The organism is Geobacter sp., from assembly GCA_009684525.1.
Taxonomy (GTDB): Bacteria; Desulfobacterota; Desulfuromonadia; order Geobacterales; family DSM-12255; genus Geoanaerobacter.
In genome coordinates, this window is the sequence record WKKR01000001.1 from 985550 (window position 1) to 998296 (window position 12747).

Sequence of the window (12747 nt, forward strand, 5' to 3'; positions counted from 1 at the left end):
CCTCGACAAACCGGGTTAACAACCACTGCTTCTCATTGCTTCGCCTGTACAAAACTGCAGTTCAGGTACCCCCATCCGGACGCGAACCTGATGCTTCACCAGGCCCCGCTCCAGCAGGATCTCCCCCCCCCCGGGCAGACGCTGGCCATCCATCTCCACCCAGGCGACACCATGCTCGAAGCCATGCGGATTCTCCACCGCAATCGCATAGATCGTATCACCGTGGCGATAGCGCAGGCTGAAGCCCTTCCATGTCGCCGGGATAGCGGGTTGAATCCGCATCCGGTTCCCTTGAACCTGCAAACCCAGGACCTCCTCGATCCAGGCCCGGTACATCCACGCTGCCGAGCCGGTATACCAAGACCAGCCCCCCTGCCCGACCCGGCCGGGCAACCGGTAGACGTCGGCCGCAGCCACATAGGGCTCGATCCCGTAGTGCCAGACCGTTTCCGCATCCCGGGCATGCTCGATCGGGTTGAGCATGCGCAAAAGCTGCACCGCCCGCGCCCCATCCCCCTTACGGGCCATGGCCATGGCCATCCAGAGGGCGGCATGGGTATATTGACCACCATTCTCGCGCACGCCGGGAGGATATCCCTTGATGTAGCCGGGTGATGGCTCTGCCGTGTCGAAAGGGGGCTCGAAAAGCAGCACCAGGCCTTCATCCTCGCGGACGAGATGCTTCCATGCCGATTCCAGGGCCTGCTCCGTTCGCGCCGGGTCGGCAGCACCGGAAAGCCCTGCCCACGACTGGGGCAGGGAATCGATCCGCGCTTCCCCGTTTGCCGCGGACCCAAGCAAGGTACCATCATCGAAGGTGCCCCGCAGATACCATTCCCCGTCCCAACCAGCCTGTTCGACACGCTGGATCAAGGCATACCGCTCTTCTCGATAGGTCCGGCCCAGCTCAGGCTGCAGCATCAGGCCGGACAGTTCGGCCATTCCCTGCAACACATCGCATAGGAACCAGGCAAGCCAGACGCTCTCCCCTTTTCCGCCGGCGCCCACCAGGTTCAACCCATCGTTCCAGTCGCCCGTCCCGATCAGGGGCAAGCCGTGGGGACCGACGGTCAACCCGCGGCTGACCGCACGACGGCAGTGCTCAAAGAGCGTGGCGCGCTCAAAGGTGGGCTCCGGGGTGGAGAATAACTCGTGTTGCTCGTCTGTCAGCACAGGTGCGTTGAGAAAGGGGATCTCCTCCCTGAGGATGTCGACATCGCCGGTCGTTCGCACGTAGTGTGCGACAACATACGGAAGCCAGAGGAGGTCGTCGGAGATACGCGAGCGAATCCCGGCACCGGCAGGCTCATGCCACCAATGCTGGACATCCCCCTCCTTGAACTGCCTGCCGGCGGCCAGCAGGATCTGGCTGCGCGCCAGTTCCGGCCTGGCGTACAGAAACGCCATGACGTCCTGCAACTGATCGCGAAAACCAAAGGCGCCGCCGGACTGGTAGAACGCGGAGCGGCCCCAGATCCGGCAACTCAGAGACTGGTACTGAAGCCAGCGGTTGATCAGGATGTCCGTTGCCAGTTCGGGGGTCTGCACCTCTATGGTGCCGAGCAGTTCGTCCCACCAGGCCCGGGTCCGGTCGAATCCTTCCTCGAAAGCCAGATCCTGCCGAAAGCGGAGCACCAGTTCCCTGGTCTGCTCCACGGACCCGGCCTGACCCAGCATGCAGGTGATGTCACGGCGTTCGCCCGGAGCCAATTCCAGGGAGACCCTGAGTGCAGCGCACGGATCCAGCCCCGCTCCCACCCGTTGCGACAGCCGGATCTGCTCCATGGCCACCGGTCGTGCCAGCGAACGGTTGCGGCCGATAAAGGCGGTGCGGTCGCCGCCATATGAATCGACCAGGGGGGTCATGGCCACGAAGGCAACCCGCTCCCCGTATTCGGGGTGGTAGCGATTGCGCGCCAAAAGGGCCTCGACTTCGTCGTCCCAGTCGGTTGTCACATGCATCTGGGAGGTTTCGCGGTTCTCGCCGAGGGTCAACTCCACATAATAGGTTACCGAGAGCCTGCGCCTTCTGGAGGAACCATTGGTGAGCCGCAGCCGCTGAAGCTTGATCGGCTCACCCCCGTTCCCGTCCACGGGGACAAAGACGGTCAGCTCCTGCTCGATCCCGTTGCTGTTATGCTCGAAGACCGTGAAGCCCGCCCCGTGCCGGGCACGATAGGCGGTCCCCTCCCGGATCGGTGCCGCGGTCGGCGACCAGAAGAGGCCGCTCTCCTCGTCGCGGATGTAGATCGCCTCCTGGGCGGGGTCCAGCACCGGGTCGTTGGACCAGCCGGTCAGGCGGTTGCGCTGGCTGTTGCCGTACCAGGTGAAGCCGGACCCGGTTTCACTGACCAGGGTGCCGAAGGTGGGGTTGGCGATGACGTTCACCCAGGGTGCCGGGGTGTTGGTGCCGGGGCCGAGATAGATCGCGTATTCGCGGCCATCCGCGGTAAACCCGCCGAGACTGTTGAAGTAATTCAGTTCCATGAAGGGGAGCGGAGCCGAGGGTTCCCTGGGGCTGCGCCTCCGGACCAGTTTTCCCATCTGCTCGGGAGACTCCACCGGCACCCCCAATTGCTGGGGCAATGTGCCGCGTGCGGCCACCAGCACGATGCTGGCCGCAGTCTTGAGGAGAAGCTGGTCCGCCTCCGGGATCTGTGCCGCACTCCTCAGGAAGATTCCGCCCGGCAGATCGGGCGCAGCAGAGAGGATATGGGCCTCGATCAGCCGTTCCAACCGTTCCTGGAGCGGTCGTTCATAACTCCCGGCCTCTTCGTTGAGGAACACCAGGTCGGCGGCCAGGCCGTGCGATCCCCAATAGGTGTGGGCCTTGAGCATCTGGCGGACCAGGGTGATATCCCGCACCTCACCAATGGTAACCAGGGCTATCGGCAGGTCGCCGGAAATGGCGTAGGGCCACAATCCGGCTTGCCCCTTGCGATTCTCTTCCAGGCGTTCGGCAGGTGCGCGCAAGAGGTGATTGGGAAACAGCAGGTGGCTGGCCAATTGCTGGAAACGGCGCGCTTCGTCGGGCTGGATCTGCAGTACCTGCAGCCGCTGTTGGGCAGTGCGCCAGGCAAAATCCATGGCCCGTTCGGTCGCATGGAGATCGCGGTACTTATCCATCAGCAGCACGACCTGCTCGCGGGTCGCCCCGGCAGCGAGCACCAGGGAAACCCTGGCCTGCTGGCCCGGCTCCAGGGTGATACTCCGCCGCAGGCTGAGTATGGGATCGAGGACAAACCCCTGGCTGTTGCCGAGATCCTGCAGAGCGCCCATGGGGTTGGCAAGGGTCCGGCCGCGGCCGATGAATCGCCCCCGGTCGGTCTCGAACTGCCACGCGCTTCCGGGTGAACCCTCCTCCCCGGACTGTTGCATTGTCAGGCAATGACCCACATACAGCGGCTGGTCGTTGTCGCTGCGCTGTCGCCGGTAGGCGAGGAGCGCTTCCAGTTCCGGGACCGCCTCAGTCTGGATGAACAGCTTGTTGAAGGCCGGATGCTGGCGATCGGCGTTGTGGGGAGCCATGGAGAGTTCGACATAGCTGGTGAGATTGAGGTGGCGAGGATGAGCGGAGCGGTTGACCAGGGTGATCCGGCGCACCTCCAGATCGTCTTCCGGCGAGACGGTGATCTCCGTTTCCGTCTGGATTCCGTTATTGGTGCAGCGGAACACGGCACGGTCAAGGGCAAATTCCACGGAATACCCTTCGATGTCCCCGCCGACCGGGTGATAGGCGGTGGACCAGACTCGATCCGACTCTGCCTCGTGGATGTAGCAGAAGGTTCCCTGGCTGTCGCAGGTCTGATCCGACCGCCAGCGGGTAAGTTCCCGGCCGCCCCACTGGCTGTAGCCGCCACCGCTGTTGGTGATCATCAGGCCATAGCGGCCGTTGCAAAGGAGGAGACTCTTGGGCGTGGCGGTATGGGGCGTGGTAAAGGTGCTCCCTGCCAGAGCGACCTGGTCTCCGCCCAGAAGCACTGGCTCGTTCTGCCGCGTCGAGATCAGGTGCAACGGCGGCAGGGTCGGGATCCGCTCCTGGAGCAGGGCCTCAAAGGCCCGCACCCGCGCATCGCCATGGAAACGGCGGTGGAACGGCTGCCCATGGAGAAAGTTGGTCAGCGACAGAAACGCCATCCCCTGGTGATGGGCCATATAAGCCTCGATAATCACCCCGCGCTTGAGAGTCTGCCTCCCGGTGTCCCGCTGCGGTTGCCGGCTGAAATCCATGGCTTCGTAGTAACCGTAATCGCCGAGCATTCCCAGGTCGGACAGGCGTTTCAGATTCTTTACGGTCTCGTGCGGCGCCACGTTCAGTGCCAGCATGGTGGCATAGGGTGCGACGACCAGCTGTTCCTCCAGACCCCGTTTCAGTCCGAGCGCCGGCACGCCGAAGGCCTTGTACTGGTAGGTCTTTTCCAGGTCGAGGTCGGCAAAGGCTGACTCGGAGATGCCCCACGGCACGCGATGGGTGCGGCCATAGGCGATCTGGACCGCCACCGCTTCCCTGGCCGCCTTGTCGAGGAGCGAATTGTCGTAGGAGTGCTGGAACAGGTGCGGCATCAGATACTCGAACATGGTTCCGGTCCAGCTGAGCAGCACCCGCTGGCGGCCAATGGCGCCGTAGGGGCGGCTCAGGGAGAACCAGTGTTCCAGGGGGACGTCTCCACGGGCAATGGCGACGAAGCTGCCGAGCCGGGCCTCACTGGCAAGGAGATCGTAACTGGAGGCGTCGGCACGGCCCAAAGAGACGTTGTAGCCAATGGTGAACAGCTTCCGCTTGGGAGCGTAGAGAAAACGCATGTCCATGCCGGCCGACAGTTCGCGTACGCTTGCTATCAGCCGCTCGGCCATGCCCAGGGTTTCGCCGGCCAGCCATTGGGCGGTTGCGAAGGCCGCAATAACGCGGTCGAGCCACGAAAGAAGCGTTGAGCCGGCAGGGAGAGCCCCCTCCCTGATGGCGGTGAGTATCCGGATCGATGCGATACTGCCATGGGCAAGATCGAAGAGCGACGGCGCCCGGCAGAGGTCTTGGCGAATGGCCAGCACGACTTCCCGACCGAGCGGGGCAAGCTCCGCTTCCGTCTTTTCGGCCAGGATTTCTATCCAGGCGAGATACCGGTTCGAGATCGTTATCCAGGAGGCAATCTGCGCCTCCATCTCCCCGGCCCAGGAGGCCGCCCCCTCCGGAACGAGAGGGACCCTGAGGCTGTTCTCCATTTTCCGCAACAGGCGGAGTTCAGTAACAATGTTGGCTGGTGGAGATTCCCATTCGGTCGACAGCTCGTTCAGGATGTGCAGATCAAAGCCGGAACGGCGTTCAAGACCTGCGACCTGTTTCAGGATTTCGCCGGTGTCGTATAGGCCGGCAAAGGCCTTTCCATCCAGGACAGGGGTGTGCACCAGCTCGTCGAGCCCTTGCTCCAGGGTCCAGAGGGCACCCAGCAGGTTGCCGCTGTCGACCGTAGAGACATAGCGAGGTTCGAGCGGCACCAGGGTCCGGATGTCGTACCAGTTCAGGAGGTGCCCCTGAAACCGCTCCAGACGGCCTATGGACTCCATGGTGCCGGTCAGTCTTTCAACGACCTGATTGATGGTCAGGTAGCCGGAATCATGGGCTCCCAGTGCACTGGTCATCCAGAGGCCGATGTTGGTCGGGCTGGTCCGCATGGCCAGGCGGGTCTGATGGGATACCTGATAGTTATCGGGCGGCAGCCATGACGTCTCAGCGCCGACATACGCCGAGAAGTATCGCCAGGTTCGCCGGGCAACCTGCCTGAGGAACCGGCGGTCCGTTTCCGGCAGCGGGCAGGCCCGTTGCTGCATGGCAGGCCGCAGATTCAACAGCCAGCCGAGAAGCGGCGAGAAAAACCACAAAACGAGCCAGGGTGCGGCCTGCGGCAGGCTGTCCGGCATGGCGAACCAGATTGCCAGGCCCACGCTGCAGCTGAAGACGCTCCCCAGGGCCAGGGACGCAACAAAGAGCGGCTGCCGGCGCGAGGCGCTCCAATGGGTTGACTGGGCCGTCCACTCCAGAAGATCGCGACGGGATACCAGACGACGGTAGCAGACCCTGGCAATGGCATCCAGGGCCACAGCAGCCTGGTGCGGCAGCAGTGCGGCGTCGGCAATGGCCCGCAGCAGGTCGTGCACCAGCTTGGGCGGAGAGAAGTACTTCAAACCCTTGCGGGTTGTGGCCATGGTAAAGGGCTGCGCCAGCGGGTGAAAGAGGAGCTGGGTGCCGACCACCAGGCCGGCGATCCAGCCTGCCCCCGGAGAAACGAGCCAGGCGGCTATCAGCAGGCACAGGCTCGCGGCGGGCAAGAGGCTGCGGCGCAGGTTGTCGAGGATCTTCCAGCGGTTGAGCAGGGAGAGCGGGTTGGCACCGCGCCCCCCTGCAGCTTTCGGCACACGCGGGAAGATCCACCCCGCAATCTGCCAGTCGCCGCGAATCCAGCGATGAGCCCGGCTGCTGTAGCTCTGGTACCCTTGCGGGAACTCGTCGTAGAGTTCGATGTCGCTGGCCAGTCCCACCCGGACGTGAGCCCCCTCGATCAGGTCGTGGCTCAGCACCCATTCTTCGGGAAACCGGCCCGACAGCACGCGGCTGAAGGCGCGGACGTCATAGATCCCCTTGCCGTGATAGGACCCTTCGCCGCTCAGATCCTGGTAGACATCGGAAACAGCCTGGGTATAGGGATCTATGCCGACCGCATCGGCAAAGAGCCGGCTGAAGGTCGAGGCGCTGGTGCTCGGTAGGGTCGGGCTCACCCGAGGCTGGATGATGGTGAACGAACCGGCCATGACGTTACCCTCGGCATCGAAGCGGGGCTGATTGAGGGGGTGTGCCAGGGTTTCCACCATCCTGCGGGCCGTTGCGTGCGGCAACTGGGTGTCGCTGTCCAGGGTAATGACGAAACGGATGTCTGCCAGATGGTCGGGGTTGCCCACGTAAACCATGCGCTCGGCAGTCTCTGGACGCGTGCCGTCGATCAGGCGGTTCAGCTCTTCCAGCTTGCCCCGTTTGCGCTCCCAGCCGATATATTTCTGCTCGGATTCACTCCAGGTACGCTCCCGGTGGAAGAGGAAAAACCGCTCGCCGCCATGGCGCTGATTGAGCTCAGTCATGCTGGCGCTGGCGATCTGCAGCAGTCTATCGTCGTCTTCTCGCGAAAGCGTTGTCGAGTCGGTGTAGTCCGTGAACAGGCTGAAGAGCAGATTGTCTTCCTTGTTGGCCAGGTACCGGATCTCCAGCTTCTCCACCTCGGCGCGGACCGTCTCGGCGTTCGCCAGCATCATCGGCACGACCACCAGGGTGCGGAACGCATCGGGAATCCCCGAATCCTCGAAATCCATCTTGGGCAGGGGCCGGGGCGGCAGAAGCCGCGTAATCAGGTAATTGGCCACCTCGATAGCCAGTTGGCCGGCCGGGATCAGCAGGAGCAGCAACAGGCCGATGCGAAAGCCAGGCGATAGCCCGGCCGGGCTGAAGGCGGTGGCCAGGGACACAAACAGGGCCGTGAAGCCGCCAATGCCTATGGAATAGATGGCGGCGTGGCGACGATAGACCCATGCCAGGGTGCGATAACGGCCCCCTTCCCGACAGGCGAGCAGTCTGCCCAGTTCAGCCCGTTTCTCCCCAAACAGCCAGGTGCCGACATGGCCTGCGCGATCGTCGGTTGCCGATCCGCGCCCCGCCTCCGTTGCCAGCCTGATGACCCGCTCAGCTACCTGTTCCTCGGTTGCGGTCGAACATCGGGCGATCTCTTCAATTGCCCGACGGCAACGGTCACGGGTTGCGAAATCCATCCCAGGGTAAATCCCGGACGGGTCGCGGCGCAGCATCTGTTCCACCCGGCTGAGTTTTTCGAAGATTTCCCGCCAGTCCAGCAGGGCAAGCTGGCGCAGGCTGGTAAAGGCATTCCCGCAGGTCAACTGCTCCCTGGCCTGCCGGGTCTGCTCGCGCACCGTAATCTCGTGCAGAGGTTTTTTGAAGGTGCGCTCAAGCCAGCTCTGGACCGGCACCAATGCGGTCGCCTCGTCGTACAGAAGGCCGACCAGCTGCGCCCCGAAATACGGGGTGGGAGAGGACTCGGTTGCGGCGAGTTCCGCCAGGATCGCGAAAAGCTGGTTGGCATCGCGACGGTTGGCGGCGATCAGCCGGTTCGCCCAGAAGTCGGCCAGCTGACGTTCGCGAAGGTCTGCAAGGGCAGTAATGGCAAGGCTCTGGATACTCTCCATAAGCGCGATGCGCAGCATCTGCGGCATGGCCCAGAGTTCGCCGATGGTCAGCGGACGCACGGATTGGTGGGCGTCGATAAACGCCTGGATATTCTCCTGGTCCAGGCAGAGTTCCGTATGGGAAACGAGGTCCTTGGCCAATCCGTAGATGCAGGGGAGCCCCTGGTAGGGAGCGGAGGCCAGGGCGGGCAGTTGCCGGTAAAAGCGCCGGGGAAGATTCAGCAGGACATCACGGGCATTCCCCTCCATGATGTATTCGTTGTCGAGGATCCAATCGGCAGCCGGCGTGGCCTTCTGTTCCAGGCGGCTCGCAGCGGTGAGATCCGCGCAGACCTGCCTGACCCTTTGACGCGACTGCTTGAGACGCCTGAGCAGTTCGGCGGAGTGGTGCGGCGCCGGGTCGACCTGCTGCTCCCCGGCATGGCGTTGCGCATGCTCCAGAACCTGCGCAGGGGAAAGCTTTACCTCCGGCCCCCTGACCTCTGCCCGCCGCTCAGCCCTGGGATGGAGGACGAACAGCGCCGGGGGGATATCGCCGCATTCCCGCAGCAGGGCCAGCGGACGTTGCAATGATTCGACCGGCGCCTGGAGAATGAGAACGGATTCCCCGGACACCAGCCAACGGGCGTGCTCATGCAGAACCTCGGCCGCGACTCCGCACCTGAAGCGTCGTTGCCAGAGCAGGGCCGCCAGAGCACCGATTGTGGCTGGCGCAAGGATCAAAGCCAGGAAAGCTGACGCATCCACGCCCGGAAGCAGGTTGAACCAGTCCAGGAGCAGGACGGCAATCCCGCCGATCCCCCCGGACAGGCAGGCTGCCAGGGTTGCCCTGAGGGCGCGACGCCGGAAGAGCGGATCAACAGTCCGGACATCTCCGTCCAGACCCTTATGGATCAGGGCAACGCGGCTGAGCCCCTGTTTCGACAGCCCGCGAAGTGCCTTGCAAGCTTCATCCTGTTTTGCGAAGTAACCAATGAGAATGCCAACGCCCACTATCTGTCCCTTACTCACCGCGTAGTCTGAGCGTCGAGCCATGGCGAAGGATTTCACGTGACAGGAAGATTCAGAAAGGAACTGTGCGGTATGTTCCAGAGGGATTGACGTACGAGGTGGCTGGAGATGACCGGAAAACCGGGGGGATTCGAAATGACTGAAAGAAATGATTTCGGAAGAAGGTCAGCTGATTACTCTACGCCCTTCCGAAGCGAATAGATAGGAATATTTGGGTTTTGCCCGGTTTGCCGGGCAGTCCGGCCTTCACCCGGCATCGGGTGAGTGATGCCGGCGCCCCTGCCGATGGTCGGGGATTTCGGGAAGGTTCGGCCTGCCCTGGCAGGGGATGGTGACGTCAAACCGGTCTCCTGCCCCGCAGCATCTGGGTGAGCAGGCGGTCGAGGGATGAGGCAAAGCGTTGCCGGTCGGTGAGGCTGAACTGGTTCGGCCCGCCAAGGACAAGCCCTCCCGAACGGAGTTCCATCATCAGGTCGCGCATGGAAAGCCGCTCGCCCACGTTCTCCTCGGTGTAGAGTTCACCTCTCGGGTCCAGGGCCACGCCGCCATTGGCAACGACCCTGGCCGCCAACGGGATGTCCGCGGTGATCACCAGGTCTTCTGCCGCTGCATGTTCGGCAATGTAGTCGTCTGCCGCATCAAAGCCGTCGGCAACGACAATGGATTGCACCAGCCTGGTGGTATGCTTGTTCAGGCTCTTGTTCGCCACGAGCAGAACCGGCAGGTCGAGCCGTGCGGAGGCACGGAACACGATCTCCTTGATCACCCTGGGGCAAGCATCGGCATCGATCCAGATTTTCAGCGTGGGCACTCCTTCCCGGACTGTTTGTGCGGCAGATGCCCGGCGTCTATGCGATCCGCGTCATGATCTGCACCTGCTTCTCCTCGATCAGCCCCTCGATCGCCCGGACATACCCTTTGAAATGATCGGATTTCATGTGTTTTTCCAGGCAGGCCGGGTCCTCCCAGGTCTCATAGAAGAGAAAGACGGCAGGATCGTCGTTGTCCTGATGCAGCGTGTAGGCGATGCAGCCTGTCTCAAGCCTTGTCGGCGCAACGAGCTTGTGCAGTTCCGCCTTCACCGCTTCGAGAGCGTCTTTTTTGGCGACAACCTTTGCGACTACGGTTATGGGGGGCATGTCTCTCCTCTTTTCTTACGGTTGAGCGCGGGGTGGCGCGCCCCTTCAATCCCTCGGCTCGTGGGCCTTTTTGCCGTGCACGCGCTCGTAGGCCTGGCAGAAGGGGCAGATGCGATCCTCTATGTTCCTGACAAAGGAATGGACCATCCCTTTCTGGTAATGACGGGCATGAAGACAGACCGGGCAGAGTTCGCAGACACGCGACAGCGCCCGATCCAGTGAAGTGGCTTCCCGGCTGTTCATGGCATCTCCCCTCTCTTCAGTGCGTGTCGGCAATGTTTCCCACAATCTCGTCGACACCCTTTACCTGGGCGTAGACCGCGCCCAAAGCCGCCATGGAGGAGGCGTGGACGTGCACTGCCGGGACAATGACCCCGTTGAAGGCAAGCTCCCTGGTTGCACAGGCATCATGGGTCACGATGCAGGAAAAACCGAGGTCGAAGGCAGCCCGCGTAGTGGCGTCCACGCACATGTGGCTCATCATGCCGCAGATGAGCAGGCTGCCGACAGAGTCGTCCCTGAGCCTCTCCAAAAGATCGGTCTCGCGGAAACTGTTGGGGAAGTGCTTGGTGATGACCGGCTCAACGACCAGCGGATGCAGCGAATCGTGGATCTCTGCCCCCGGAGTGTCGGGGAGAAAGAAGGTGGCAGTGGGGCGGGAGGAGATGTGCCGGACATGGTAGACGGGCCACTTCTGCCGGCGGAACGCACCCAAAAGGCGTGCCGCAGCAGCGGCTGCGTGGATGCTTTCCACCAGTTCCATCTTGCCGCCGGGGAAATAGTCGTTCTGGATGTCGATGAGTAGCAGTGCTGTTTTCATGCATTCCTCGACTCTGCTCCGTTATGAGGGGGAGCCGGTTCTGCCGGGATAAAAGGTCCCGGCGGTAGCAGACTGATGGTCCGGTTATGAAAGGAACGCCTCATCCTTCAGGCTAGCTGCTCGTCACGATATTGCAGGTCCCCGAAGCCAGGTCGAACACCACCCTGGCCTTCTTCTCCCGCAGCTGTCGGTGTACCTGCTCGATCTTGTCGTCGAGCGTATGGCGGGAATCGCCCAGCTCTTCCCATTCCCTGGTGACGAACTCGGCGATCAGGTTCCGCAGGGTATCCGGGTTGATCCGTTCCAGCGGGACTTCCACCCCATCTTCGGGGCAGGCTGATTGCCCCTGGTGCGGCAGGTCATCCTCGGGCACCCTGATCACCTCAACAGACCTGGACAATTTCATACTCCGTGCGGTTGTCTCCCGCCTCTATCTCGACACTGTCGCCGACGGCCCTGCCGAGCAGTTCCCTGCCCAGGGGGGATGCCGGGGTGATGACCACGATCTCGTCCCCGTGGTGCTCTAACCGCAAGCCCCCTTCGACAGGGCCGAGAAAGACCTTCCTGGTCGTGCCGGCGTCATCGGCCAGGGTCACCAGCGAAGTCAGACGGATCGAACCGTCCCCTTCCCCCTGGGGCTTCAGCTGTTTGTAGACCTCGATGGACTTCCGCAGCTCCCGGGCACGGTTCGCCTGCCCTTGGGCCACGTAGGATGCCTCCAGGGCCAGGGTGTCGTACTTGTTGTCCGGCAGGTTCTCTTCATGGATCGATGCTTCGTGAGCGGTCTTGGCCGCGGTGAAGAGCACCTCCAGGTCGTGGCCGAGCCGGGAGATGATCAGGTGCAGGAGTTCGGTCGTGCGCAGACTGCCCGACACCTAACGGAACCCGGCAACCTGGGCCTGGAATACGGTAACCTGGACAAAGCGGACCGCGAAATCGCTTTTGCACCTGCTGCACGGCATGAAAAACGGCTTGCCGTTCTTCCCCTTCTCCACCGGGATCTCATGGCGGGCGTTGCAGTAGGGGCAGTTCGCGACAACGGGTGCCTGGGCAACCGGTTTCGCCTCAACCTTCCGCGAGTTTTTTGCTGGCGGCAGCGACGCATTCTCGCTCTTAGCCGCTGTTGTTTCCAGTTCCGGTTCCGGCATGGCAGGCTTCTCCCTTTTCTTCCGCACGGGCTTGCGCGGTTGCTGGGCGGGGTCCGGATCGATGTTGGGCGGCAACGCCACCGCTGACGGCAGATCCCCCTTCAATGCCCGTTTCCAGGGTGTCGGCAACGAAGAGGTGGCATAGCGCAACGGTCTGCCGCCCCGGCTTTGCGCAGCACCACCCGTCACCACGTAGTAGCGGTCCCGGTACAGCACCAGCAGCTGATCCCCGATCTCCGCAGCCTTGATCCCGGCGCAGTTTCTGTTCTCCAGCCAGAACACCACCGATTCACCCATGCACCCCATCCTCCGCCTCAATTACGATAAGGTACTCCGTAATGCCGGGCGAGTCAACCGGGCCGGCCGGGAATCCGCAACAGAAAACGGA

Annotated in this window: 8 protein-coding genes; all 8 read right to left on the bottom strand. The window is 62.8% G+C overall.

Features of this window, described 5'->3' with window-relative positions:
- Positions 1 to 15: 15 nt before the first annotated feature.
- Positions 16 to 9234: a glycosyl transferase gene (locus GJT30_04360; protein ID MSM38841.1), complete on the bottom strand. Its 9219-nt coding sequence runs from the start codon at positions 9232 to 9234 to the stop codon at positions 16 to 18.
- Positions 9235 to 9589: 355 nt separating this feature from the next.
- Positions 9590 to 10054 (bottom strand): YaiI/YqxD family protein, encoded by a 465-nt coding sequence (locus GJT30_04365; protein MSM38842.1) that lies wholly within the window; start codon positions 10052 to 10054, stop codon positions 9590 to 9592.
- A 46-nt stretch (positions 10055 to 10100) separates the two neighbouring features.
- Positions 10101 to 10391: an antibiotic biosynthesis monooxygenase gene (locus tag GJT30_04370; protein MSM38843.1), complete on the bottom strand. Its 291-nt coding sequence runs from the start codon at positions 10389 to 10391 to the stop codon at positions 10101 to 10103.
- 45 nt (positions 10392 to 10436) lie between these two features.
- Positions 10437 to 10634, bottom strand: a complete 198-nt coding sequence (locus GJT30_04375; GenBank protein ID MSM38844.1) for a hypothetical protein — start codon at positions 10632 to 10634, stop codon at positions 10437 to 10439.
- Positions 10635 to 10650: 16 nt separating this feature from the next.
- Positions 10651 to 11211 (bottom strand): isochorismatase family protein, encoded by a 561-nt coding sequence (locus tag GJT30_04380; protein ID MSM38845.1) that lies wholly within the window; start codon positions 11209 to 11211, stop codon positions 10651 to 10653.
- Between the two features lie 112 nt (positions 11212 to 11323).
- The gene (locus tag GJT30_04385; protein MSM38846.1) at positions 11324 to 11617 is read right to left on the bottom strand and encodes a YheU family protein; all 294 of its coding nucleotides are present in this window, start codon (positions 11615 to 11617) and stop codon (positions 11324 to 11326) included.
- Complete coding sequence (locus tag GJT30_04390; GenBank protein ID MSM38847.1) at positions 11595 to 12074, bottom strand: transcription elongation factor GreAB; 480 nt, start codon at positions 12072 to 12074, stop codon at positions 11595 to 11597. The genes GJT30_04385 and GJT30_04390 overlap by 23 nt, the downstream gene beginning before the upstream one ends.
- A gap of 12 nt (positions 12075 to 12086) precedes the next feature.
- Positions 12087 to 12656 (bottom strand): hypothetical protein, encoded by a 570-nt coding sequence (locus GJT30_04395; GenBank protein MSM38848.1) that lies wholly within the window; start codon positions 12654 to 12656, stop codon positions 12087 to 12089.
- Between the last annotated feature and the right edge of the window lie 91 nt (positions 12657 to 12747).

Excerpts from the sequence above, each read along its gene's own strand:
- GJT30_04370 (MSM38843.1), bottom strand. The coding sequence starts at position 10,391 with ATGCCCCCCATAACCGTAGTCGCAAAGGTTGTCGCCAAAAAAGACGCT.
- GJT30_04375 (MSM38844.1), bottom strand. The coding sequence starts at position 10,634 with ATGAACAGCCGGGAAGCCACTTCACTGGATCGGGCGCTGTCGCGTGTC.
- GJT30_04380 (MSM38845.1), bottom strand. The coding sequence starts at position 11,211 with ATGAAAACAGCACTGCTACTCATCGACATCCAGAACGACTATTTCCCC.
- GJT30_04385 (MSM38846.1), bottom strand. The coding sequence starts at position 11,617 with ATGAAATTGTCCAGGTCTGTTGAGGTGATCAGGGTGCCCGAGGATGAC.
- GJT30_04395 (MSM38848.1), bottom strand. The coding sequence starts at position 12,656 with ATGGGTGAATCGGTGGTGTTCTGGCTGGAGAACAGAAACTGCGCCGGG.